Here is a 23,512-nt window from a genome sequence, read left to right as displayed (position 1 = left end):
GCCTAAATTACGCTGCGCAGTGACACCACGGGAGTGCTTTCGTGTGACGATCGTAGGCCTGTATTGATGTCCGGAACTCATGGACGGTGGTACCGTGCGCGTTTCTCTGCTCCAGATCGACGTGGACCCGGCCGAAACGGTCGAAGCCCGACGCGAGCGGGTCGCCGAGCTCGTGCGCGCCCAAGCAGGCTCTGACCTGGTCGTTCTTCCCGAACTGTGGACCGTCGGCGCCTTCGCGGCGGAGCTTTTCGAGGCCGAGGCGGAGACCGCGGACGCCGCCGGACGCACCGTGCGGGCGATGTCCGCGGCCGCGCTGGACGCGGGCGTCTGGCTGCACGCGGGTTCGATTCCCGAGCGGGCGTCCGACGGTTCGCTCTACAACACCTCGCTGCTGCTGTCGCCCGACGGTGAACTCCGGCACACCTATCGCAAGATCCACCGCTTCGGCTTCGACCAGGGCGAGGCCGTCCTGATGGCGGCGGGGCGCGACCTGGTCACCGCCGAACTCCCCGGCCCCGCCGTCCTCGGCCTCGCCACCTGCTACGACCTGCGCTTCCCCGAGCTCTTCCGGCTCCTGGTCGACGCCGGCGCGGGCATCCTCGTCGTCCCGGCCGGCTGGCCCGAGCGGCGCCGCGAGCACTGGACCCTGCTGGCCCGGGCCCGGGCCGTGGAGTCCCAGGCCTACGTCCTGGCGGTCGGCACCGCCGGCACGCACGCGGGCGTGCGGCTGGCCGGCCACAGCATCGCCGTCGACCCGTGGGGCGCCGTCCTGGCCGAGGCCGGACCGGACGAGCAGGTCCTCACCGTCGACATCGACCCGGCCCTGGTCGCCAAGACCCGGGCCGACTTCCCGGTCCTGCGCGACCGGCTGCTCGGAATCCCTACCCCTCCCGCTCCTCCTCGTCATCCCGCCCGGTGAGCCGGTCCACGCACACCGCGACCGCGACGAGCACGCCCGCGTCGGCGTCCTCCCGCTCGATCTCCACGGCGTAGGTGTCCCGCGGCCGGAACCACTTCCGGCTGATCCGGGCCAGCCTCTCGCCCTCGTAATCGATGTCGAACTCCTTGCCGACCAGGTCGCCGCGCACCTCCAGCTCCTCACCGCTCTCCGGCCTCACCCGGCAGCTGTCCCGCAGCGGCGTCAGCGCCTTCCTGCGTACGGTGCACAGCTCGGCGCCGTCGCCGTCCTCGACGGTCATGGTGTCCCGCAGGCTCACCAGCTTCTTGCGGATGACCGCGAGCACGGCGCCGCCCGGGTCCCGCAGCTCCAGCCTGCCGCGCAGGCCGAGCACCTTGCCGTCGACGTAGAAGGCACGGTCGCCGTTCTCGTCCTCGATCCAGTAGTCGTCGCCGATCGCGAAGATCTTCTCCCTGACCGGATACCTCATGCCGGAATGCCTACCCGGACCTGTGGTGTTGGATCAGGACATGACTGCACGTGCACGCGTCCGGGCCCCCGAGCTGACCGGCAAGGGCGGCTGGCTGAACACCGGCGGAAAGCCCCTCACCCTCGCCGACCTGCGAGGATCCATCGTCATTCTGGATTTCTGGACCTTCTGCTGTGTGAACTGCCTGCATGTCCTCGACGAACTGCGCGAGCTGGAGGAGAAGCACCGCGACACGCTGGTCATCGTCGGCGTCCACTCGCCGAAGTTCGTGCACGAGGCCGACCACACCGCCGTCACCGACGCCGTCGAGCGGTACGGGGTCGAGCACCCCGTCCTGGACGACCCGGAGCTGGCGACCTGGAAGCAGTACGCGGTACGGGCCTGGCCCACCCTCACGGTGATCGACCCGGAGGGGTATGTCGTGGCCCAGCACTCGGGGGAGGGCCACGCGCACGCGCTGGAGACGCTGATCGGCGAGCTGGAGGCCGAGCACACCGCGAAGGGCACGCTGCGACGCGGCGACGGGCCGTATGTGCCCCCGGAGCCGGTCGCCACGGACCTGCGCTTCCCCGGCAAGGCGGTCCGGTTGCCCGGCGGCGGCTTCCTGGTGTCCGACACCACCCGCCACCAGCTGGTGGAGATGGCGGCCGACGGCGAGACCGTGGTGCGGCGGATCGGCGGTCCCGGGGTGTTCAACGAGCCGCAGGGGCTGGCCCTGCTGCCCGACGGCCGGGTGATCGTCGCCGACACCGTCAACCACGCGCTGCGGTCGGTCGACCTGGAGACCGGCGCCGTGGAACGGGTGGCCGGCACCGGGCACCAGTGGTGGCAGGGATCGGCCACGTCGGGCCCGGCCCTGGAGGTCGACCTCTCCTCGCCCTGGGACGTGGCCTGGTGGAACGGGCTGGTGTGGATCGCCATGGCCGGCGTCCACCAGCTCTGGACGTACGACCCGGCCACCGGGACCGTCCGGGCCGCCGCCGGCACCACCAACGAGGGCCTGGTCGACGGGCCCGCCGCCGAGGCCTGGTTCGCCCAGCCGTCCGGGCTGGCGGCCACCGAGGACCGGCTGTGGGTGGCGGACTCCGAGACCAGCGCGCTGCGCTGGCTGGACCGCGATCTGGTCGTCCACACCGCCGTCGGCACCGGCCTGTTCGACTTCGGCCACCGCGACGGCCCCGCCGACCAGGCGCTGCTCCAGCATCCGCTCGGCGTCACCGCGCTGCCGGACGGCTCGGTCGCCGTCAGCGACACGTACAACCACGCGCTGCGGCGGTACGACCCGGTCAGCGGCGAGGTCACGACCCTCGCCACGGATCTGCGCGAGCCGTCGGGTGCCGTGCTCGCCGGTGAGGGCGAGGGCGACGGCGATGTGATCGTGGTGGTCGAGTCGGCGGGGCACCGCCTGACCCGGCTGCGGCTCCCCGAGTCGGCCGTCCGGGTCGCCGAGTCCGCGCACCGCACCCGGCGTCCCGCGACCGACATCGCCCCGGGCGCCGTCCGCCTCGACGTCGTCTTCCACGCCCCCGCCGGCCAGAAACTCGACGAGCGTTACGGACCCTCGACCCGTCTCCTCGTCAGCTCCACCCCGCCCGGCCTCCTCTCGGCGGGCGCGGGCAAGGGCACGGATCTGTCGCGCGATCTCGTCCTGGGCGAGGAGTTCCGCGAGGGCGTCCTCCATGTGTCCGCCATGGCCGCCTCCTGCGACGACGACCCGGCCAACGAGTACCCCGCCTGCCATGTCCACCAGCAGGACTGGGGCGTCCCGGTCCGGGTCGTCGAGGGCGGCGAAGCCCGCCTGGCCCTGGTCCTGGCCGGACTGGACGGCCAGGACATGCCGTGAGGGCGGCCCAGGACCCGTCTCCGGGCGCCCTGGGCCGCGCGAGCGGCGACTGCTACACGTGCGGGTAGTGCCGGGCGCGCTCCTCCATCACCGGCATGGCCTCGACGACCTTGCGCTTCTTGAAGATGCTGACGTACGACGCCAGTCCGATCGCGCCGACCGCCATCATGATCAGGCCAACGAGGTCGAGGTTGACTCCGGCCATGTGCCAGTCGACCGCGAAGGTGAGAATGGCCCCGATCGCGATCAGGCCTATGCAACCACCGATGCCCATGATGTCCGCCTCCGTCGCGGGTTGACTCTGCCGGGCTGCTGTCGGACTGCGGGTACCCCGGCTCCGGGGGGCTACGCCTGACGGACCGGCATCACGAGGCAGAAGGCGTCCTCCCGTTCGGGTGAACGGATGGCCAGCGGGCTGACGGGGCCGCCGAGTTCGAGAACGAGTTGGCCCCCTGCCCCCGGACCGGCACCCGCATCGGCACCCGCATCGGCACCGGCACCGGCACCGGCGAGGGCGACGGTCGCGTCGAGGAGGTAGTCGCGGTTGACGGCGATGCCGTCGCCGGGCGCCTCGGAGACGCGGAGGTCGCCGTCGGGGCCGACGGCCAGCACGCGGAGGCCGGCGGGGCCGGCCGCGAGGGAGTCGCGGAGCACGTCGGAGCGGACCGTGAGGCGGTGGGCCGGGTCGTCGAGCCGGGTGAGGCTGCGGAAGTCGGGATAGTCGTGGTCCAGGCGCACGCCGGCGGCCCGGCGTCCGGCGGCGGTGACGGTGATCCGGTCGCCGTCGAGACGGAGTTCGGCGTCGGCGGCACCGTCGAGGAGGGCCCGGATCTCGTCGGCGAGGGCGGTCGGCACAATGACGCTCAACCGCTCGGGGGCCTCCTCGCCCGCCGCCGGCGGAGGCGGCAGCCGCACCGGGGCCACCGCCAGCCGGTACCGGTCGGTGGCGACGAGGGTCAGCACCCCGCCGTCCAGGTCGAGCAGCACGCCGCACAGCGACGGCCGTTCCGGATCGCTGCTCGCGGCGAAGCGCACGGCGTCCAGGGCCGCCGCCAGTTCCTGGGCGGGGACAGTGATACGGGTCATCGGCTGTTCCTCCGGTTCGATGAGGGCTCGTACGCGGGAGAGTTCGCGGCGCGCGTCGGCCAGACCGTCCTCAAGGCGCCGCAGATGCGCGTCGAGAAGGGCGTGCACGGCGTCCGGACGGTCCGCCCGGTCCGACAGGACACGGCGGATCTCCGGCAGCGGCATCCCCACCCGGCGCAGCCGGGCGACCAGCCGGGCGTCCGGCAACTGCCGTTCGCCGTACCAGCGGTACCCGGTCCGGGCATCGGTCCTGGCAGGCGTCAGTACCCCGGCGCCGTCGTAGAACCGCAGCGCGCTGACGCTGAGGCCGCTGTCCCGGGCCATCTCGCCGATGCTGCGCATGTCGCTCTCCACACGGATGACGGTGGGGCCTCGACCAGGTGGAGGGTCAAGCCCGCCCCCGCACACGCGGGCGGGGCCCGGACACGGATGTCCGGGCCCCGCCTGTCGTGGTCAGGGGTCAGGGGTCAGGCCCAGGTCATCAGACGCCGGGGGTATTCGAGGATGGCGGCGGTGTCGGCCAGCACCTTGGAGCCCAGTTCGCCGTCGACGAGGCGGTGGTCGAAGGAGAGCGCCAGGGTGGTGACCTGGCGCGGCCTGACCTTGCCCTTGTGCACCCAGGGCTGTTCCCTGACCGCCCCGAAGGCGAGGATCGCCGACTCCCCGGGATTGAGGATCGGGGTGCCGGTGTCGATGCCGAAGACGCCGACGTTGGTGATGGTCACCGTGCCGCCCTGCATGTCGGCCGGCGAGGTCCGGCCGTCACGGGCGGTGGCGACCAGTTCGCCGAGAGCGGCGGCCAGTTCGGGCAGTGTCCTGCTGTGGGCGTCCTTGATGTTGGGGACGATGAGGCCGCGTGGGGTGGCGGCGGCGATACCGAGGTTGACGTACCCCTTGTGGACGATCTCCTGGGCGGCCTCGTCCCAGGCGGCGTTGATCTCGGGGTTGCGGCGGATCGCCACCAGCAGCGCCTTGGCGACCAGCAGCAGCGGACTGACCTTGAGCCCGGAGAAGGCCGGGTCGGTCTTCAGCTCCTGGACCAGCCGCATCGACCGCGTGATGTCGAAGGTCACGAACTCCGTGACGTGCGGGGCGGTGAAGGCGCTGGCGACCATCGCGGAGGCGGTGGCCTTGCGGACGCCCTTGATGGGCACCCGGGTCTCCAGCGGCTGGGCCGCGACGGCCCGCTCCGCCGCCACCGGGGCGGGGGCTGCGGCAGGGGCGGCCGGGGCGGGCGCCACCGCCGCCTGGACGTCCTCGCGGGTGATGACGCCGCCGGGGCCGGTCGGGGTGACCGTGGTCAGGTCCACGCCCAGGTCCTTGGCGAACTTGCGCACCGGTGGCTTGGCCAGCGGCGGGACACCGCCATGACCGTTCACCTCGGGCCGGGGCCCGGGCTGCGCGGGCAGGGACGGCTTCCTGCGCGGGCGGCGCTTGGTCGAGGACGCGGAGACGCCGTAACCGACCAGCACCGGCTGCCGCTTGGGGGCCTCCGGTTCGGTCGCCTTCACCGGTTCGGGCGCGGGTGCCGGTTCGGGCTCGGGCACCGCAAGTGCGGGTACCGGTGCCCCGGCGGCGGCGTCCGAGCCCGGGTCGGTGTCCACGGCGATGATCACGCTGCCGACGTCCACCGTCTCGCCCTCGCCGAAGTGCAGCTCGTGCACCACACCGTCGAAGGGGATGGGCAGTTCGACGGCCGCCTTGGCGGTCTCGACCTCGCACACCACCTGCCCGTCGGTGACGGGGTCACCCGGCTTGACGTACCACTTGAGGATCTCGGCCTCGGTGAGTCCCTCGCCCACGTCGGGCATCTTGAACTCACGGAAGCGCTGTGCAGTCACTGTCGTCACAACCCTCTCCTAGAACGCCAGCGCGCGGTCGACGGCATCGAGTACGCGGTCCAGTCCGGGCAGGTACTCGTCCTCCAGCCGGGCCGGGGGGTACGGCGCGTGGAAACCGCCCACGCGCAGCACCGGGGCCTCCAGCCGGTAGAAGCACCGCTCGGTGATCCGGGCCGCGATCTCCGCGCCCGTGCCGAGGAAGACCGGGGCCTCGTGCACGACCACCAGCCGTCCGGTCTTCTCGACCGACGCCTGGAGGGTGTCGAAGTCCACCGGCGACAGCGACCGCAGGTCCACGACCTCAAGGCTACGGCCCTCCTCGGCGGCGGCCGCGGCGGACTCCAGGCAGACCTTCACCATCGGACCGTACGCCGCCAGCGTCAGGTCGGTGCCCTCCAGCACCGTACGGGCGGTGTGCAGCGGGGCCGGGATGGCCTCGGTGTCGACCTCGCCCTTGTCCCAGTAGCGCCGCTTGGGCTCGAAGAAGATGACGGGGTCGTCGCAGTCGATGGCCTGCTGGAGCATCCGGTACGCGTCCTGCGCGTTCGACGGCGAGACCACCTTCAGGCCCGCCACGTGCGCGAACAGCGCCTCGGGGGACTCCGAGTGGTGCTCGACGGCGCCGATGCCGCCCGCGTACGGGATGCGGATGACGACCGGCAGCTTGATCTTGCCGAGGGCGCGGGCGTGCATCTTGGCGAGCTGCGTGACGATCTGGTCGTACGCGGGGAAGACGAAACCGTCGAACTGGATCTCCACCACCGGCCGGTAGCCGCGCAGGGCGAGACCGATCGCGGTGCCGACGATGCCGGACTCGGCGAGCGGGGTGTCGATGACCCGCCCCTCCCCGAAGTCCTTCTGCAGGCCGTCGGTGATGCGGAAGACACCGCCGAGCTTTCCGATGTCCTCGCCCATGAGCACGACCTTGGGGTCGGTCTCCAGGGACTTGCGCAGCGCCTCGTTGAGGGCCTTGGCGATGGTCATGGTCACGGCTGCCATGTCAGTGGCCCTCCTCGAAGGACGCGAGGTAGCCGGCGAACTGCGCGCGCTCCTCGTCGACGAGCGCGTGCCCGTCCGCGTAGACGTTCTCGAAGATCGCCATGGTGTCGGGGTCGGGCATGCTCCGTACGGCCTCGCGGACCCGCTTGCCCAGGGTCTCGCTCTCGGCCTCGATCCCGGCCAGGTAGGCCTCGTCGGCCAGCCCTTCCTTCTCCAGGTAGGTCCGCAGCCGGATGATCGGGTCCTTGCGCTCCCACTGCTCCCGCTCCTCGTCCAGGCGGTAGCGGGTCGGGTCGTCGGAGGTGGTGTGGGCGCCCATGCGGTAGGTGAAGGCCTCCACCAGCATCGGGCCCTGGCCGCTGCGGGCGTGCTCCAGGGCGGCCTTGGTGACCGCGAGCACCGCCAGCACGTCGTTGCCGTCGACCCGCACGCCCGGGAAGCCGTAGCCGGCCGAGCGCTGGTAGATCGGCACGCGGCTCTGCTTCTCGGTGGGCTCGGAGATCGCCCACTGGTTGTTCTGGCAGAAGAAGACCACCGGCGCGTTGTAGACGGCGGCGAAGGTGAAGGCCTCGGCGACATCGCCCTGGCTGCTGGCCCCGTCGCCGAAGTAGGCGATGACGGCGGCGTCCGCGCCGTCCTTGGCGATGCCCATCGCGTAGCCGGTCGCGTGCAGCGTCTGGGAGCCGATCACGATCGTGTAGAGGTGGAAGTTGTTCTCGTTGGGGTCCCAGCCTCCGTGGTTGACCCCGCGGAACATGCCCAGCAGGTTCGCCGGGTCCACCCCCCGGCACCAGGCGACGCCGTGCTCCCGGTAGGTCGGGAAGACGTAGTCGTCGGGGCGTGTCGCCCGGGCGGAGCCGATCTGGGCGGCCTCCTGGCCGAGCAGCGAGGCCCACAGGCCCAGCTCGCCCTGGCGCTGCAACGAGGTCGCCTCGGCGTCGAAGCGGCGGGTCAGCACCATGTCGCGGTACAGGCCACGCAGCTCGTCAGGGCTCAGGTCGATGGAGTACTCACTGTGCTGGACGCGCTCGCCCTCGGGGGTCAGCAACTGGACGAGCTCCGGCTCGCCAGCGGCCCCTCGGCGCTTCGCGCCACCGCGGGAACCCGTGCCCGTACGGGGCGTACGGGGCTTCGCGGCAGTGCTCTTCACGCTCACGCTTCGCTCCTCCGTCTGTCCGGCCCCCGGGATCCGCCGGTGGCCAGTGCGGCTCCTGCCCGCCTCGCTCGGCGCACGGGGTGTGTGCGGCACGGTCGAGCCGGGAGTGGTGTGCGCCCCGGCAGGCAGCCCGTGCAAAACGAACGTTACCCACACCTCGCGCATTCCCGCGAAGGGTGTCTAACCTGCGGTTTTGCTTGGATTTCCTAGTAAATCGAAGTTCTCGCAGGCCAACCGCAGGTCGCCGGGACATCCGCACGTTATCCCGAGGACTTGAAACTGGGGAAGAGGTTAGGGGGGTCGGGAGATCTCATCCTGTGCGACGCTGAGATGGTGAGCGAAAACGTACAAAACGGCTCTATTAGAGTATTCCTGCTCGACGATCACGAGGTCGTCCGGCGCGGGGTCAACGAGCTGCTCTCCTCCGAGCCCGACATCACCGTGGTGGGTGAGGCCGGCACCGCGGCCGAGGCCCTGGCCCGGGTCCCGGCGGTCCGGCCCGATGTCGCCGTCCTCGACGTACGGCTACCCGACGGCAGCGGCGTCGAGGTCTGCCGCGACCTGCGCTCCGGCGAACCGCCCGTCCGCTGCCTGATGCTCACCTCGTACGCCGACGACGAGGCGCTCTTCGACGCCATCATCGCGGGCGCCGCCGGCTACGTCCTCAAGGACATCCGGGCCAGCGACCTGGTCGGCGCGGTCCGCGAAGTCGCCGCCGGCAGGTCCCTCCTGGACCCGGTCGCCACCGCCCGGGTCCTGGAACGCCTGCGCTCAGGCCCCGAACCCGAGCCCGCCGTCGCCGGCCTCACCGACCAGGAGGCCCGCATCCTCGACCTCATCGGCGAGGGCCTCACCAACCGCCAGATCGGCGAACGCCTCCACCTCGCCGAGAAGACCGTCAAGAACTACGTCTCCTCCCTGCTGTCCAAGCTCGGCATGGCACGCCGCACCCAGGCCGCCGCGTACGTCGCCCGCACCCGGGCCGAACGCGGCCGCTGAGGGGCCCAAAGACCCCGCACACCAGGGGCCCGGAGCCCCTGCCGGGCGCCCCGCCCGATCCCGCAGCCTGGCTCCATGTCCCCCGAGAAGGAACGCGAGACCGTCCTCGCCATGCTCGCGGCCGTGCCGTACGGCCGGATCGCGCTCACCCGGCAGGCGCTGCCGTACCTGGCCGTGGCCCGGCACATCGTCGCCGACGGCCAGGTCGTGCTGCGTACCCACCGGGGCTGGGGCGTCCACGGCGCGGGCGACGGCACGGTCGTGGCCTACCAGGCCGACAGCACCGGCACCGGCACCGCTCAGCCGGACGCCTGGATCGCGCACATCACCGGCACCGCGCGGGCGTGCACGCCGGGCGCGGCCCAGCGCGCGCTGTTCGGCGCGCTCCCGCTGTCGGTGGACGGGGACCCGTTCGAGCCGGTGTACCTGCGGATCGAACCGAGGTACGCGACGGCGTATCGGGTATTCCACGAGTCCGGTGACCCGCTGTGATCTACCATCAACCGGGTGATCGGGAGCACGGCGACGGCGCCGCCCTGCGGTGAGACGCTGACCGCGCTGCTACGCCGCTACGACAACGCCGGGGCCCCGCTGTCCTGTGAACCCGTCGCCGAGGGCCTGCTCAACCGGGGCTACCGCCTGGCCACCACCCGCGGCCGGTTCTTCCTCAAGCAGTACGTGGACTCCGCCACCGCGGACCGCGCCGTCATCGTCCGCCAGCACCGGGCCACCCAGCGCCTGGGCGACCTGGGCCTGCCGGTCGCGCCCCCGCTCCCCGGCACCGACGGCGGCACGGTCGCGGTGCTGGGCGGCCGCTGCTTCGCCCTGTACCCGTGGGTCGACGGCCGGCACCGGGACGGGGCCGAGCTGACCACCGGCCAGTCGCGGCGGCTGGGCGCGCTGCTCGGGCTCGTGCACACCCGGCTGGAACAGGTGCAGCCGGCCCCCGCCGGCCCCGGGCTGCACGCCAGCGCCGACCCGGAACGCACCTTCGCGCTCATCGGCGACCTGCTGGAGCAGGTACGCGGCCACCGCCCCCGGGAGGCCTTCGACGAACTGGCCGAGCACCGGCTGCTGGAACGGCGGACCCTGCTGGAACGGCACGCCCGCTGCCGCCCGCCGGACGCCGGCGAGCCGGTCACCGGCTGGGTGCACGGCGACTTCCACCCGCTCAACCTGCTCTACCGCGAGGACGAGCCGGTCGCGATCGTCGACTGGGACCGGCTCGGCGTCCAGCCCCGCGCCGAGGAGGCCGTCCGGGCCGCAGTGATCTTCTTCGTCCAGCCCGCCGGCACCCTCGACCTCGGCAAGGTGCGGGCCTACGCGCGGGCCTACCGGCTGGCCGCCGGAGCCCCGCCCGACGAGCTGGCCGCCGCCGTCCACCGCGTCTGGTGGGAGCGGCTCAACGACTTCTGGATGCTGCGCTGGCGCTACGAGCGCCGCGACCGCCGCGCCGATCCGCAGTTCCCCGCCTCGTCGGCGCTCGCCGTGTGGTGGACGGCGGCGTACGGGACGGTGCGGGACGCGTTCACGGGCTGAGCGGCGGCCGTTCAGCCGTCGAGCGGTTCAGCCCGCCAGCCCGTTCAGCCCGTCAGGGGGCTCGGCAGTCAACCCGCCCCTTCGGTGCCCGCGTCGGACGTCTCGCCCGTCGTTCCGGCGGCCTGACCGGTCGTCTCACCGGTGGTGCCCTGGTCGGTGCTCCCGCCGCTGGAGGCCTCGCCGGACGCCGTGTCGCTGGGCTCCGGCGTGGTCGGCGCGGCCGTCGTGGGCGCCGCGGTGGTGGGCGCGGCCGTGGTCGGCTTGGCCGTCGGCGAGGCGGACGCCGTGGGCGAGGGCGAGTAGCTGTACGACTGTGAGGGCTCGCCGGTGGTGCTGTCCTCGGTCGAGGTGTCCTGCTGCGTGGGCTCGGTGGTCTGCTGGTCGTGGGTCCGGGACTGGGTGGGCTTGACGTCGGGAGTCCCACCGCCCCCGCCGCCCATGCCGGCGACCGCCAGATAGATGCCGAGCGAGATGGCGAGCGCGGCGGCCACTACGAAGAGCACCGGCTTGACCCAGCGCCGGTCGCCCGGGCCGCCGTGGCCGGGGCCGCCGTGGCCGCCGCCGTAGCCCGGCGGGAGGGTGTCGTGGTCGACCAGGCCGCCGGGCGCGCCCAGCAGCAGCGGGGCGCCGAACTCGGCGGTGCCGTGGTCGGGGTGGCCGCCCCGGGTGTTGACGCCGGTGTTCTGGCCGGGCACGCCCATGGCGGGCGTGGCCGCGCCGGAGTGCGCCACGTAGCCGGTGTCCCAGGTGCCGGTGTGGCCGCCCTGCTGACGCAGCATGCCGAGGGCGTACTGCACCAGGCCGCGCATCTCCTCGGCGGTCTGGAAACGGTCGTCGGGGTGCTTGGCCAGGGCCCGCATGACCAGGCCGTCCAGCTCGGGCGGCACCCGGTCGGTGATCGTGGACGGCGGCCGGGCGTCGTCCTGGACGTGCTGGTAGACCACGGCCAGCGGGGTCTCACCGATGAACGGCGGCCGCAGCGCCAGCAGTTCGTACAGCAGGCAACCGGTCGCGTAGAGGTCGGAGCGGGCGTCGACGGTCTTGCCGAGCGCCTGCTCGGGCGACAGGTACTGCGGCGTGCCCATGACCATGCCGGTCTGGGTCATGGTCTGGGCCGCGCCGTGCAGGGCCCGCGCGATGCCGAAGTCCATGACCTTCACGGCACCGCTGTCGGTGATGATGACGTTGGCCGGCTTGATGTCACGGTGGACGATGCCGTGCTGGTGGCTGTAGGCCAGCGCCTCCAGCACCCCGGAGACGATCGCGAGCGCCTGCTCGACCGGCGGCGGCTCGTCGGAGTCGACGAGCAGTTCGCGGATCGTGCGGCCCTCGACCAGTTCCATCACGATGTACGGGACGGCGCCGCCGGTGGGCGTGACGTCCTCACCGGAGTCGTAGACGGCGACGACCGCGTGGTGGTTGAGCCCGGCGACGGACTGGGCCTCACGCGTGAAGCGGGCCTTGGAGACCGGGTCCTCGGCGAGGTCGGAGCGCAGCAGCTTCACAGCGACTATCCGGCCGAGCCTCACGTCCTCGGCCGCGAAGACCTCGGCCATGCCGCCGCGCCCGAGGCGGTGGGTCAGCCGGTACCGGCCCTCGCCGACGAGGCCCCCGGCACCCCACAGTTCCGGCGAATCGGGCACGCCCTGGCCGGCTGCGGAGGGCTCGTTGGGGCCCCCGGCGGCTGTCGTCTGTGCCATCAGTCCTCGCCGTCGCTTTCGACTCGTCCGATCCGCCACGCTACCGCGTTCCGCTGTGCCCGTGATGTGGCGGACCAAGTTGTGGAGGGATTCATACGCATCCGGTGACGAACAGGTCAACGAACTTGACCCCGGTAGAAGCTAGGGCAGACTTGGCGGGCAGACTTGGATCCCTAGGGGGAAGCGGTACTGATGAGCGGGGACGGCGCGCGGGGGAATTACGCGGGACGCTCGGTCGGCGGCGGCCGCTATGTGCTGCGCGACCTGCTCGGACAGGGCGGCATGGCCGCCGTGCACCTGGCGCACGACACTGTGCTCGACCGGCCGGTCGCCGTCAAGACGCTGCATACCGAACTCGGCCGGGAAGAGTCGTTCCGCGAGCGGTTCCGGCGTGAGGCCCAGGCGGTGGCCAAGCTCAACCACAGCAACATCGTCTCGGTCTTCGACTCCGGTGAGGACACGATCGACGGCGCCCTCGTGCCGTACATCGTCATGGAGTACGTCGAGGGCAAGCCGCTGCGCACGGTGCTCGACGAGGACGTCGCCCAGTTCGGCGCGATGCCGACCGAGAAGGCACTGAAGATCACCGGGGATGTGCTGGCGGCGCTCGCGGAGAGCCACAGCATGGGCCTGGTGCACCGGGACATCAAGCCCGGCAACGTGATGCTGACCAAGCGCGGTGTGGTCAAGGTGATGGACTTCGGCATTGCCCGTGCGATGCAGTCGGGCATCACCTCGATGACGCAGACCGGCATGGTCGTCGGCACCCCGCAGTACCTGTCGCCGGAGCAGGCGCTCGGGCGCGGCGTGGACGAGCGTTCCGATCTGTATTCGGTCGGGTGCCTGCTCTTCGAGCTGTTGACGGGACGGCTGCCCTTCGACGGTGACTCGCCGCTGGCGATCGCCTACCAGCACGTCCAGGAGGCCCCGCCGACGCCGTCGCAGTTCAACCGGGCGGTGCTGCCGGCGGTCGACGCCCTGGTGGCGCGGGCGCTGAAGAAGAACCCGGCGGACCGCTTCCCGACGGCGGACGCCATGCGGGACGAGTCGGACCGGGTCGCCCGGGGCGAGCAGGTGAGCGGCGCGCCCGCGACCCCGCTGGTCATCGGCGAGGGACCGCGGGCCCGGGGCCGGAGCGGGCCGGATGTCGCGGCCGCGGTCTTCCCGCCGGTCCAGGGGGAGCTGCACACCCCGCCGCCGCAGATCCAGACCCCGTATCAGGCCCCTCAGGCACCGCAGGCTCCCGCGACGCCGCCGCCACACGCCCCCCAGACGCACACCCCGCAGCCGCACACCCCGCAGCCGCAGGCGCCGCTCCGGCACCAGCCGCCGCATCAGCCCCAGCCGCCGCATCAGCCCCAGCCGCTCCAGCAGCACACCCCGCCGCCCTACGCGCACCCGCAGGGCGGCTGGGCGGGCACTCCGCCGCCCGGTCCGACGTACGGATATCCGCAGCAGGGCGCCGCGACCCCGCCGCCCTACGCGATGCGGCCCAACGGACCGCAGCAGCCGCAGCGCCCCGGGGGCGGCAGCTCCGGTGGCAGCGGTTCCACCGCGGTGATCGCGATCGGCGCCGCGGTCGCGGTGATCGCGGTGGTCGTGGTGATCATCCTGGCCGTGAAGGCGGGCAGCGGTGGCACCGACACCTCCGACGACGGCGCGGACCGGGCCACCGCCACAGCGTCCACCAGCTCGTCCTCGGACTCCACCGACCGGTCCGGCAGCTCCGGCACCTCGGACTCCACCGACACCGCGGCGCCGGACCCGGACGTCAGCCAGGGCGACCAGACCCGCACCATCGACACCTCGCGCTGCACCAGCGCCACGACCAGCTACAGCGACGCGGGCTCGGTCTACATGCCGGACTTCTACACCAAGTACGTCGACTCGGTGAAGAGCTGCCTGGACGAGGCCGGTTGGAAGTACACGGTCAAGTACCAGGACGAGTCGCTGTGGGGCAAGGGCGCGGTGGTCGCGCAGAAGCCCGAGGCCATCAGCGACTTCGACCCGGACAAGGACACCGTCACCATATGGGTCTCCACCGGCCGGAGCGGCTGAGCACCCGATCACCTGATCACCTGCGACATGCGAGCGGCCCGGTACGCGTCGTGCGTACCGGGCCCCTCGCATGTCACGGACGGCGTCTCACAGATAGGGGCCCGAACGGGCGCCCTGGTGGCCGCCGGTGCCGTCGTCCTCCATGCCCTCGTGGCCGCCGACCCCCGGGGGCAGCGCCCGGCGCATCTGCTCCAACTGGGCGCGGGCGGCCATCTGCTGGGCGAACAGGGCGGTCTGGATCCCGTGGAAGAGACCCTCCAGCCATCCGACCAGCTGCGCCTGTGCGATGCGCAGTTCCGCCTCGGTGGGGATGGTCTCGTCGGTGAACGGGAGCGACAGCCGCTCCAGTTCGTCGACCAGCTCGGGCGCCAGACCGTCCTCCAGCTCCTTCACGGAGCTGCGGTGGATCTCCTTGAGCCGCACGCGGCTGGCCTCGTCGAGAGGTGCCGCGCGTACCTCCTCCAGGAGCTGCTTGATCATGCTGCCGATCCGCATGACCTTCGCCGGCTGTTCGACCATCTCCGTCACCGGAACCTCGCGCTGCCCGTCGCCGCCACCGCCAGGGTTGACGCCGCCGAGAGCCATTCCGTCCGGGCCGACGACCAGGACATTGGGGTTCTCCTGCGACCGTTCGTTCATCGGCATCTCCATGCACTCCATTGTTGCCGATCCGCCGGAGACCCGGCCCCACCGGGGGCCCGGCCTCCGGCGGGCAGCCGGGCCTCCGGTGGGGGCCGGGGCTGCGGCGGGCGCTATCCCGCCGTGCGCCGGGCCATCCCGGCCCGCGAGCGGGTGACGAGCGCGGCGAGCAGCGCGGCGCCCAGCGGGACGGCCACGACCAGGGCGGCCAGCGTGGTCCAGGGGACCACGATCGGCACATGGGGCACGGACGCCGAGCCCCAGCCCTGGGAGAGGGCCTCGCGGTAGGACTTCCACTCCTGCCGTTCCTCGGCCTTGAGGAGCCCCACGGCGGGCAGCACACCGGCCGCCGAGCCGAGCAGGACTCCCATGACGGCCACCACGCCGCACTGGAAGCCGGACAGCGTACGGCGGACCCGCGGGGCGGCGCCGACGGCGGCCAGGGTCCGCAGATCGGCTTCGGCGTCGGCCTGGGCGAGCCCGGTGGCGATGCCGGCCGCGCCGACGGTGATCAGGCCGGCGAAGATCGCCAGAGCCAGCATGACCAGGTTGTTCTTGCTGACGTAGCCCTCCTCGACCCGGATGTCGGCCTGCACACCCAGCTTGTCCAGCGCGCCGTCCAGGGCCTGCCGCTCCTCGCTGGTGGGCAGCCGTCCGTTGCTGATCAGCAGCCCCAGCGGAACGGTGCGCAGCCCGGCGGCCTTCGCGGCGGCCGGCGACAGCACTGCGGTGACGCCGTAGCTGTTGGTCCCGGCGCCGGGCTGGTAGGCGGCGAACGTCCGGTGCGGGGACTTGGCGGCGGTGTCGCTGTCGCTGGTGGCGTAGTTCTGGATCAGCGCGAGCGTGATCCTGCCGTCCTTGCCGACCTGCCGCTTGTCGAAGACCACGGCCTTGCCCTGGTCGAGCGCCTTCCCCGCGGCCGTGTCGTTGATGCCCAGACCGGTGAGGACGCCCGCGCCGCCGACCAGGATCCCGTCATTGGTGTCGACGGCCACCGGCTGGTCGTCGGAGACGCAGCGCCAGTCCTTGCTCCACTTGCGTCGCTGCGCCGCGGACAGCCCGTCGGCGCGGTCGTCGTACAGCGCGCACCGGTTCTGCACCGGTGTGATCAGCTGGCTGGTACCGCAGCCCTTGTCGCTGGACCAGGTGTCGCAGGTGCGCTCACCGACGACGATCCGGCTGATGTCCGCGGTGGCCGTGGTGGGGAAGTCCCTGCGCACCGCGGACCTGACCGAGGTCAGGTCCCGGCTGCCCGCGGTGTCCACGGTCAGGCTGGCCGAGCCGTGCGGCAGGTAGGCGGTGTAGGCGTCACTGCCGGCCCGGTCCGCGCTGGCGGTGTACGTCGCGATGGCGACCGTACCGGCGACGGCGGCGAGCACCGCGGCGACGGCGGGCGCCGTACGGCCCCGGTTGCGTACGGCGTCGCGCAGGGCGAGCCGGGGCGACAGCGGCAGCCAGCGGCCCAGCCGTCCGAACAGGCCGACCAGGGTCGGGGTCAGCGCGACCACACCCAGCTCGGCGATGGCCGAACCGCCGCCCACCACGGCCACGTTGTCGCTCTGGGCGGCGCCGAAGACGACGATGCCGGAGCCCAGGCACACCGCGGCCAGACCGAGGACCGGCAGCACCCGGTTGGCCCGGCGCACCCCGCGCCGTCCGGTGAGGGAGGCCAGCACGCTCTGCCGGGAGGCGACCACGGCCGGCACGATCGCCGCCGCGAGCCCGGTGACCAGGGCCAGCGCCGCGATACCGAGCAGTTCCAGCGGGCGCAGTTCGATACCGCCGAAGCGCTTGTCCGCATAGTCCTCCAGGACAGGCCGCAACAGCACGGTCAGGCCGAAGCCGAGCACGGTGCCGCTGACCGCCGCCACGGCGCCGATGACGCCGCCGCCGGCCAGCACGATCGCCCGGATGTGCCGCCGGTCGCCGCCGTTGGCGCCGACCAGGCCGAGCTGCCGGCGTGAGCGGCGGGCGCCCACCGCGAAGGCGGGCCCGGCCAGCAGGCAGATCTCCAGCATGGCCAGTCCGCCGACGGTCGCCGCGGCGGTGAGGGCCTCGGTGTTCTCGGCGAGGTCCGATCCGGAGCTGGGCGCCCAGGACGGGAACTTGGTGAACAGCGGCACGTCGGCCTCGGCGGGCGGGTCGAGCGTGACGGCGCGCGAATCGACGTAGACGCCCTTGGCGTTCGCCTGCTTCACCATGTTCCACGTGAAACCGCCGCCGCCCTTGAGGTCGACGAGATAGTCCGTGGCATTGTCCGGCACCGACAGGCCCTTGGCTGTCAGGGCCTTGCCGTAGGGCTTGAGGAACGCCCCGGGAAGGGCGTTGAGCTGCAGGGCGTCGAGCTCGTCGGGGAGTTCGTAGGCCCCGCTGACGGTGTAGGCCCGGTCGAAGTCCCGGAAGGAGACCCTGGAGCCGACCTTCAGCCCGCTCTGCTTGAGGAACTCGGTGCTCGCGGCCAGTTCGTCCGTCTTCGCCGGGAAGTGCCCGCGGGTGAGCGAGAGGACCCCGGCCGTCATGGGGTCGGTGGCCTTCAGCTCGCGTACGTCGACATCCAGCAGGCCGTGTTCGGTGAGGGACTTGGCCGAGCCGGTCGTGTCGCTGACCATCCGGGCCCCGGCCGGGAAGGCCCGGCTGACGTCGGTGGGCTCGGACAGATAGGGGTCGTCCTCGTCGACCTGGGTGTAACCGTGGTCGCTCAGGCCCTGGTAGATCGGCGTGTTGCCGTTGCCGGTGCCCTCCAGGCGGGCATCGGCGGCACCGATGTCCCGGGTCAGCTGCTGCTCCTTGGACAGCTCCGAACTGCGGACGGTGATGTCGAGGGCGCTCACCCCGACGATCGGCAGCGCGATCATGCTGAGGACCAGGGCACTGCGGCCCTTGAAGCGCCAGGCGTCGCGGCGGGCGATACGGATCGCCGCCCGCCAGGAGTGGAAGAGCTTGTTCACTTCGTGGCCACCCCGCCGGCTCCGCCGACCCCGCCGACCCCGCCGGGCAGAAGCGTCTCCACCTCGGAGCGCAGCGTCATGTCGGTCACCGAGCCGTCCCGGAGGAACACCACCCGGTCCGCCCACGCCGCGAACCTCGGCTCATGGGTGACCAGCACCCCGGCCGCCCCCGCGTCGCACCGCGCCCGCAGCAGGGCGAGCACCGACTCCCCGGTCTCGGAGTCCAGCGCCCCGGTCGGCTCGTCCGCCAGCACCAGCCGGCGGTCCCCGACCAGCGCCCGGGCGATGGCCACCCGCTGCTGCTGGCCGCCCGACATCTCGTCCGGGAAACGGTCGGCGAGATGGACCAGATCCATCTCCTCCAGCGCCGCGATCGCCTCACGCCGGGCCCGGCGGGCCGGGACTCCGTCCAGCTCACGGGGGAGCGCCACGTTCTCGGCGGCGGTGAGCGCGGGTATCAGGTTGTAGTCCTGGAAGACGTAGCCGATGCTGCGGCGGCGCAGCGCGGCCAGTTGCCTGCGGGACGCGGTGGTGATGTCGGTGCCCTCGACCAGGACCCTGCCGGACGTGGGCATGTCCAGCCCCCCGGCGATGGTGAGCAGCGTCGACTTGCCCGAGCCGGACGGGCCCATGACGGCCACCAGCTCGCCGGGGAACACATCCAGATCGATCCCCCGCAGCGCGTGCACCTCGGTGGCCCCGGTGCCGTGCACCCGGGTCAGCTCCTCCAGCCGCAGAACCGGGCCGGCCTCGTGCCTGGCCTCTTGTGTGGCCTCGTGCATGGTCTTTCCCCCTACAGAAGTGTGCTTGCCACCTGGGCGGCCGGTGTCACCGGCGTGCCTGGCGGCTGGTCTTGGCGGTACGGGCGGTGGCGGGGGCGGGGGCGGAGGCGGTGGGCCCGGTGGCGTCGCCGAGCGACTCGGCGAGCCGTACGAGCCGCGCCTCGCAGTGGTCCAGCCAACGGGCCTCCGCCTCGGCGGAGAAGATCAGCTGCTCCAGGACCAGCAGCCACGCGACCTCGTCGCGGGTGGCCGGCCCCGACTCGACGGCCTGGGCCTTCAGCCGCGTGTAGTCCTGCATCGCCCGGATGGTGTGCAGCCGCTGCGCCTGGATCACCGCCCGGATGTCCACCCCCGGCGACCCCACCGCCATCGCCAGCTTGATCGCCAGCTCGTCGCGCGGCGGGCTCTTGCGGTCCACCGGCCTCGCGAACCACTCCCGCAGCTCGCCACGGCCCTCGTCGGTGATCGCGTAGAGCGCGTGGCCGCCGTCGTCCTCTCCGGCCGGCACCACCAGGCCGTCCCGCTCCAGCCGGCCCAGCGTGGTGTAGACCTGCCCGACGTTCAGCGGCCAGGTCGCGCCGGTGCGCGACTCGAACTCGGTCCGCAGCTGATAGCCGTAGCGCGGACCTCGGTCTAGGAGGGCCAGCAGCCCGTGACGGATCGACATACCGCGTATGTATACCGAGTATGCAAGGCATCGGCAAGCACCGCAGGCCGAGGCGGGCGCGCGGCGGAGCGGCGCGGCCGTCGCGACTCAGCCGCCGCGACTCAGCCGCCGACTCAGCGGCTGCCGCTCAGGCGCCGCACCTCAGGCGCCGCACCTCAGGCGCCGCACCTCAGGCGCCGCACCTCAGCCGCCAGCCGATGTACCCCAGCCCCGCGCCCATCAGGGTGAGCCCCAGCCCCATCGGCAGCACCTCAAGCACCGCCTCGCTGCCCGACGCCGTCTCCGCCCGCCCGCCGACGGCCGCTCCGGCGTCCGGGGTGACCAGCACCGGAACCGACACCCCGGGCGTGACCAGCACCGGCACCGTGCCGTCCCAGCCCCGGCCCGGATGACGCCGCCCCACCCCGGCCCGGCTCCCCGCAGTCCCGCCCGGGCCACCGGGCACGAGGGCCCGGGCCACGCCCGGCGGAACGGCGGCCGGGAAGGCGGCGCGCGTGGTGCCCTGGGCCCTGCTCCACGGCCCGGCGGCCAGCACCGCCGCCACGGCCAGCCCCGCCACGGCCCCGCGTACGACATAGACCGGTATGCACCAGTTCATGGCGGCAGCCTCACACACCCCCGGCGTTCCCGCCCCACGGCGGCGCCAGGCACACTCACGGCATGAAGCGCGCAACGTACGACGCCGTCGTCCTCGCCGGCGGCGCCGCCCGGCGCCTGGACGGGGCCGACAAGCCGGGCCTGTCCGTGGCGGGCCGGGCCCTGGTCGACCGCGTCCTGGACGCCTGCTCCGGCGCCGGGACCACGGTCGTGGTGGGCCCGCGCCGGGCCACCGCGCGACCGGTGACCTGGGCACGCGAGGACCCGCCCGGCGGCGGCCCGCTCGCGGCACTGGCGGCCGGACTGCGCCAGGTCACCGCCGAGCACCTGCTGCTGTTCGCCGCCGACCTGCCCTTCCTGACCCGTACGACGGCCGCCGCGCTGCTCGGCGCCCTCACCGCCGGCCCCGGCCGCGAGGGCGTCGTCCTCACCGACCCCGGCGGCCGGGACCAGCCGCTCGCCGCCGCCTACCGCACCGAAGCGCTGCGCCGCGAACTGGCCCTGATCGCCACCGAGCACGGGACCGTCGCCGGGCTGCCGCTGCGGCTGCTGACCCACGAACTGGCCCTGCACCGGCTCCCGGACCCGACCGGCGACACGTCCTTCGACTGCGACACCTGGGAAGACCTCTCCACAGCACGGGCGCGCATCAGGGAGCATGGTCATGTGCTGGACGAATGGATCAACGCTGCCAAGGCCGACCTCGGGATCGAACTCGACGTCGACATCTCCCTCCTGCTCGACCTGGCCCGCGACGCCGCGCACGGCGTCGCCCGCCCCGCGGCCCCGCTGACCACCTTCCTGGTCGGCTACGCGGCAGCCCAGGCCGGCGGCGGCCCGGAGGCGGTGGCCGAGGCCACTCGCAAGGCCGTCGCACTGGCCGACCGCTGGGCCAAGGAGAACCCGGCCGGATGAACGGCACCCAGGGCGCGGACGAGGCCGAACTGCGGGCGCTGGACGAACTTCGCGCGCTGGACGAAGCGCTGGCCGTCGCCAACGGCAAGCAGCCGCCGGCCGCACCCCCGAAGCACCCCGCCGCCACCCCCTGGCCCGAGGCCCGCCGGATCGCCCGCGGCGCCGCATCACCCCTCGCCCGCACCACCCTGCCGCTCGCCGACGCACTCGGGCACGCCCTGGCCGAGCCCCTGACCGCGCTGACCGACCTGCCGTCCTTCGACACCTCGGCCATGGACGGCTGGGCGGTGGCCGGCCCCGGACCGTGGCGCCTCACCGGCCGGCTGCTGGCCGGCCAGCGGCCGGGCGACCCCCTGCCGGACGGCCACGCGGTCGGCATCGCGACCGGCGCCGCCCTGCCGCCCGGCGCCACCGCCGTACTGCGGCACGAACACGGCCGTACGGTCCCGCACAGCGGCGCCGGGGACCCGACGGCCGGCGGCGACGCGGGCGGGATCCTGCACGCCGACCGGGGCCGGGGCACCCCGCAGCCCGGCCAGGACGTACGCCCGCGCGGCCAGGAATGCCGCGCCGGCGACGAACTCCTCGCCACCGGCGCCCGGATCACCCCCGCCGTCCTCGGGCTGGCGGCCGCCGCCGGCTACGACCTGCTGGCGGTGACCGCCCGGCCCCGGGTCGACATCCTCGTCCTGGGCGACGAGTTGCTGGACCGTGGCCTGCCGCACGGCGGTCGCGTACGGGACGCGCTCGGCCCGCTGCTGCCGGCCTGGCTGCGCTCGCTCGGCGCCGAAGTGGGCGCGCCCCGCCGCCTGGTCGACGACGCCGACGTCCTGTACGACGCCATCACCGGCTCCACCGCCGACGTGATCGTCACCACCGGCGGCACCGCCGGCGGCCCCGTCGACTTCGTCCACCCCGTGCTGCGACGCATCGGCGCCAGGCTGCTGGTCGACGGTGTCGCCGTACGCCCCGGCCACCCCATGCTGCTCGCCGAACTGCCCGCCGGCCGGCACCTGGTGGGCCTGCCCGGCAACCCCCTCGCCGCCGTCTCCGGCGTCCTGACCCTGGCCGCGCCGCTGCTCACCGTCCTCGGCGGCCGCCCCGGCACCGTCCCGTACGCCGCCCGGCTCACCGGCGCCGTCCCCGGCCACCCGACGGACACCCGCCTCGTCCCGGTGATCTTCGACGAGGAGTCGCGCGTCACCGCCCTGCACTTCAACGGCCCCGCCATGCTGCGCGGCATCGCCGCCGCCGACGGCATGGCCGTCGTCCCGCCCGGCGGCGCCGCGCGGGGCGCCCGCACCGCCGTGCTCGACACCGCCTGGGGGGCCTGGCGTTGAGCCTCCACTCCGCGCAGGTGCGGCTTCCCCGGCGCGCCGCCGGACCGCCGGGCCGCCAGGTCGCGCGCCGGCTGGCCTACGCCCTGCTCTGCCTGGTCGCGACCGTCCTGATCGTCTACGCCGACCGGGACGGCTACCACGACAACGCGGACGGCTCCGTCTCGCTGCTCGACAGCGTCTACTACGCCACCGTCACCCTCTCCACCACCGGCTACGGCGACATCGTCCCGTACAGCTCCGGCGCCCGGCTCAGCAATGTGCTGCTCGTGACGCCGCTGCGGGTGCTCTTCCTGATCATCGCGGTCGGCACCACCCTCGAAGCGCTCACCGAACACACCCGCGAGCAGTACCGGCAGCAGCGCTGGAGGACCACCGTGCGCGACCACGTCGTCATCATCGGATACGGCACGAAGGGGCGCTCCGCCGCGCGGACCCTGCTCGCCCACGGCATCAGGGCCACGCAGATCGTGGTCGTCGACCCCGACCCCAAGGCCGTCGAGGCCGCCGTCACCGCCGGCTTCGCGGGCGTGACGGGCGACGCGACCCGCAACGACGTCCTGCTCCGGGCCGAGACACAGCGCGCCAAGGACATCGTCATCGCCACCCAGCGCGACGACACCGCCGTGCTGGTGGCCCTGACCGCCCGCCAGCTCAACAAGCACGCCACGGTGTCGTCGCCTCCGTACGCGAGGAGGAGAACGCCCCCCTGCTGCGCCAGTCCGGCGCCGACTCCGTCGTCACCAGCTCCAGCGCGGCCGGCCGCATCCTGGGCATGTCGATGCTCAGCCCCAGCGCGGGCGAGGTGATGGAGGACCTGATCACCTACGGCTCCGGCCTGGACCTCGGAACGTCCCGTCACCAAGGCCGAGGCCGGCCGCGCCCCGCGCGACCTGGGGGACCTGGTGGTGTCGGTCAAGCGCGGCCACCGGCTGCTCGACCACGACCACCCCGAGGCGGCACCGCTGCAGCTCACGGACCGCGTCATCGCGATCCGCCGCGCGAGCGCATAGCGTCG

At 73.1% G+C, this 23,512-nt stretch carries 20 protein-coding genes and 1 pseudogene; 9 read left to right on the top strand and 12 right to left on the bottom strand.

The window, feature by feature from the left end; genetic code table 11:
• Window positions 1–94: 94 nt before the first annotated feature.
• Window positions 95–919 carry a carbon-nitrogen family hydrolase gene (locus RWE79_RS20355; protein WP_475941493.1) on the top strand — a complete coding sequence of 275 codons (825 nt, stop codon included), beginning with the start codon at window positions 95–97 and terminating at the stop codon, window positions 917–919.
• Here the strand turns inward: RWE79_RS20355 and RWE79_RS20350 are convergent.
• On the bottom strand, window positions 882–1,388 hold the full coding sequence (locus tag RWE79_RS20350) for an LURP-one-related/scramblase family protein (RefSeq protein ID WP_475941492.1): 507 nt from the start codon (window positions 1,386–1,388) through the stop codon (window positions 882–884). The genes RWE79_RS20355 and RWE79_RS20350 overlap by 38 nt on opposite strands.
• A 40-nt stretch (window positions 1,389–1,428) precedes the next feature.
• Between RWE79_RS20350 and RWE79_RS20345 the strand changes: the two genes are divergently transcribed.
• Complete coding sequence (locus tag RWE79_RS20345; protein ID WP_475941491.1) at window positions 1,429–3,231, top strand: NHL domain-containing thioredoxin family protein; 1,803 nt, start codon at window positions 1,429–1,431, stop codon at window positions 3,229–3,231.
• 52 nt (window positions 3,232–3,283) lie between these two features.
• Here RWE79_RS20345 and RWE79_RS20340 read toward each other — a convergent pair whose 3' ends face one another.
• The 5 genes from RWE79_RS20340 to pdhA all read right to left on the bottom strand — a co-directional run bounded on the left by RWE79_RS20340 (window position 3,284) and on the right by pdhA (window position 8,313).
• Complete coding sequence (locus RWE79_RS20340) at window positions 3,284–3,505, bottom strand: hypothetical protein (RefSeq protein WP_475941490.1); 222 nt, start codon at window positions 3,503–3,505, stop codon at window positions 3,284–3,286.
• 71 nt (window positions 3,506–3,576) lie between these two features.
• Complete coding sequence (locus tag RWE79_RS20335) at window positions 3,577–4,659, bottom strand: DNA polymerase III subunit beta family protein (RefSeq protein WP_475941489.1); 1,083 nt, start codon at window positions 4,657–4,659, stop codon at window positions 3,577–3,579.
• A gap of 125 nt (window positions 4,660–4,784) precedes the next feature.
• On the bottom strand, window positions 4,785–6,167 hold the full coding sequence (locus RWE79_RS20330; RefSeq protein WP_475941488.1) for a dihydrolipoamide acetyltransferase family protein: 1,383 nt from the start codon (window positions 6,165–6,167) through the stop codon (window positions 4,785–4,787).
• 9 nt (window positions 6,168–6,176) lie between these two features.
• Window positions 6,177–7,157: an alpha-ketoacid dehydrogenase subunit beta gene (locus RWE79_RS20325; protein WP_475941487.1), complete on the bottom strand. Its 981-nt coding sequence runs from the start codon at window positions 7,155–7,157 to the stop codon at window positions 6,177–6,179.
• Between the two features lies 1 nt (window position 7,158).
• Complete coding sequence (pdhA, locus tag RWE79_RS20320) at window positions 7,159–8,313, bottom strand: pyruvate dehydrogenase (acetyl-transferring) E1 component subunit alpha (RefSeq protein ID WP_475941486.1); 1,155 nt, start codon at window positions 8,311–8,313, stop codon at window positions 7,159–7,161.
• Between the two features lie 333 nt (window positions 8,314–8,646).
• Here pdhA and RWE79_RS20315 point away from each other — a divergent pair, with 333 nt between their 5' ends.
• The 3 genes from RWE79_RS20315 (at window position 8,647) to RWE79_RS20305 (ending at window position 10,851) form a co-directional block, all read left to right on the top strand.
• A complete protein-coding gene (locus RWE79_RS20315) occupies window positions 8,647–9,312 on the top strand; it encodes a response regulator (protein ID WP_475941485.1) in 666 nt (221 codons plus the stop codon).
• Between the two features lie 75 nt (window positions 9,313–9,387).
• Window positions 9,388–9,804 (top strand): pyridoxamine 5'-phosphate oxidase family protein, encoded by a 417-nt coding sequence (locus RWE79_RS20310; RefSeq protein ID WP_475941484.1) that lies wholly within the window; start codon window positions 9,388–9,390, stop codon window positions 9,802–9,804.
• A 15-nt stretch (window positions 9,805–9,819) separates the two neighbouring features.
• Window positions 9,820–10,851 carry a phosphotransferase gene (locus tag RWE79_RS20305; protein WP_475941483.1) on the top strand — a complete coding sequence of 344 codons (1,032 nt, stop codon included), beginning with the start codon at window positions 9,820–9,822 and terminating at the stop codon, window positions 10,849–10,851.
• Window positions 10,852–10,919: 68 nt separating this feature from the next.
• On the opposite strand, the gene RWE79_RS20300 is transcribed toward RWE79_RS20305, so the two are convergent.
• Window positions 10,920–12,551, bottom strand: coding sequence for a protein kinase domain-containing protein (locus RWE79_RS20300; RefSeq protein WP_475941482.1), 1,632 nt, complete (start codon window positions 12,549–12,551; stop codon window positions 10,920–10,922).
• Window positions 12,552–12,743: 192 nt separating this feature from the next.
• On the opposite strand from RWE79_RS20300, the gene RWE79_RS20295 reads away from it, so the two are divergent.
• Window positions 12,744–14,609, top strand: a complete 1,866-nt coding sequence (locus RWE79_RS20295; RefSeq protein WP_475941481.1) for a Stk1 family PASTA domain-containing Ser/Thr kinase — start codon at window positions 12,744–12,746, stop codon at window positions 14,607–14,609.
• A gap of 87 nt (window positions 14,610–14,696) precedes the next feature.
• Here the strand turns inward: RWE79_RS20295 and RWE79_RS20290 are convergent, their stop codons facing one another.
• The 5 genes from RWE79_RS20290 to RWE79_RS20270 form a co-directional block, all read right to left on the bottom strand.
• The gene (locus RWE79_RS20290; RefSeq protein WP_475941480.1) at window positions 14,697–15,260 is read right to left on the bottom strand and encodes a bacterial proteasome activator family protein; all 564 of its coding nucleotides are present in this window, start codon (window positions 15,258–15,260) and stop codon (window positions 14,697–14,699) included.
• Window positions 15,261–15,361: 101 nt separating this feature from the next.
• Window positions 15,362–18,196: an FtsX-like permease family protein gene (locus tag RWE79_RS20285; RefSeq protein WP_475941479.1), complete on the bottom strand. Its 2,835-nt coding sequence runs from the start codon at window positions 18,194–18,196 to the stop codon at window positions 15,362–15,364.
• The gene (locus RWE79_RS20280; protein WP_475941478.1) at window positions 18,193–18,978 is read right to left on the bottom strand and encodes an ABC transporter ATP-binding protein; all 786 of its coding nucleotides are present in this window, start codon (window positions 18,976–18,978) and stop codon (window positions 18,193–18,195) included. The genes RWE79_RS20285 and RWE79_RS20280 overlap by 4 nt, the downstream gene beginning before the upstream one ends.
• Window positions 18,979–19,024: 46 nt before the next feature.
• Complete coding sequence (locus RWE79_RS20275) at window positions 19,025–19,645, bottom strand: PadR family transcriptional regulator (protein WP_475941477.1); 621 nt, start codon at window positions 19,643–19,645, stop codon at window positions 19,025–19,027.
• A gap of 169 nt (window positions 19,646–19,814) precedes the next feature.
• A complete protein-coding gene (locus RWE79_RS20270; RefSeq protein ID WP_475941476.1) occupies window positions 19,815–20,243 on the bottom strand; it encodes a hypothetical protein in 429 nt (142 codons plus the stop codon).
• A gap of 62 nt (window positions 20,244–20,305) precedes the next feature.
• Here RWE79_RS20270 and RWE79_RS20265 point away from each other — a divergent pair, with 62 nt between their 5' ends.
• From RWE79_RS20265 to RWE79_RS20255, 3 genes and pseudogenes are all read left to right on the top strand, one after another.
• Complete coding sequence (locus tag RWE79_RS20265; RefSeq protein ID WP_475941475.1) at window positions 20,306–21,157, top strand: NTP transferase domain-containing protein; 852 nt, start codon at window positions 20,306–20,308, stop codon at window positions 21,155–21,157.
• Window positions 21,154–22,497: a molybdopterin molybdotransferase MoeA gene (locus RWE79_RS20260; protein ID WP_475941474.1), complete on the top strand. Its 1,344-nt coding sequence runs from the start codon at window positions 21,154–21,156 to the stop codon at window positions 22,495–22,497. The genes RWE79_RS20265 and RWE79_RS20260 overlap by 4 nt, the downstream gene beginning before the upstream one ends.
• A pseudogene (locus RWE79_RS20255) lies at window positions 22,488–23,507 on the top strand (potassium channel family protein). Before RWE79_RS20260 ends, RWE79_RS20255 begins: the two are co-directional and overlap by 10 nt.
• Window positions 23,508–23,512: the final 5 nt, after the last annotated feature.

The organism is Streptomyces sp. RLA131, from assembly GCF_056270125.1.
The sequence above is the reverse complement of the archived record's forward strand: the minus strand, read 5'-3'. Positions and strand labels throughout refer to the sequence as shown.

Bases quoted from the DNA above. Each gene is read 5' to 3' on its own strand.
- RWE79_RS20350 (WP_475941492.1), bottom strand. From the start codon at position 1,388: ATGAGGTATCCGGTCAGGGAGAAGATCTTCGCGATCGGCGACGACTAC.
- RWE79_RS20345 (WP_475941491.1), top strand. From the start codon at position 1,429: ATGACTGCACGTGCACGCGTCCGGGCCCCCGAGCTGACCGGCAAGGGC.
- RWE79_RS20340 (WP_475941490.1), bottom strand. From the start codon at position 3,505: ATGGGCATCGGTGGTTGCATAGGCCTGATCGCGATCGGGGCCATTCTC.
- RWE79_RS20335 (WP_475941489.1), bottom strand. From the start codon at position 4,659: ATGCGCAGCATCGGCGAGATGGCCCGGGACAGCGGCCTCAGCGTCAGC.
- RWE79_RS20325 (WP_475941487.1), bottom strand. From the start codon at position 7,157: ATGGCAGCCGTGACCATGACCATCGCCAAGGCCCTCAACGAGGCGCTG.
- RWE79_RS20310 (WP_475941484.1), top strand. From the start codon at position 9,388: ATGTCCCCCGAGAAGGAACGCGAGACCGTCCTCGCCATGCTCGCGGCC.
- RWE79_RS20300 (WP_475941482.1), bottom strand. From the start codon at position 12,551: ATGGCACAGACGACAGCCGCCGGGGGCCCCAACGAGCCCTCCGCAGCC.
- RWE79_RS20295 (WP_475941481.1), top strand. From the start codon at position 12,744: ATGAGCGGGGACGGCGCGCGGGGGAATTACGCGGGACGCTCGGTCGGC.
- RWE79_RS20290 (WP_475941480.1), bottom strand. From the start codon at position 15,260: ATGGAGATGCCGATGAACGAACGGTCGCAGGAGAACCCCAATGTCCTG.
- RWE79_RS20280 (WP_475941478.1), bottom strand. From the start codon at position 18,978: ATGCACGAGGCCACACAAGAGGCCAGGCACGAGGCCGGCCCGGTTCTG.
- RWE79_RS20275 (WP_475941477.1), bottom strand. From the start codon at position 19,645: ATGTCGATCCGTCACGGGCTGCTGGCCCTCCTAGACCGAGGTCCGCGC.
- RWE79_RS20270 (WP_475941476.1), bottom strand. From the start codon at position 20,243: ATGAACTGGTGCATACCGGTCTATGTCGTACGCGGGGCCGTGGCGGGG.
- RWE79_RS20265 (WP_475941475.1), top strand. From the start codon at position 20,306: ATGAAGCGCGCAACGTACGACGCCGTCGTCCTCGCCGGCGGCGCCGCC.
- RWE79_RS20260 (WP_475941474.1), top strand. From the start codon at position 21,154: ATGAACGGCACCCAGGGCGCGGACGAGGCCGAACTGCGGGCGCTGGAC.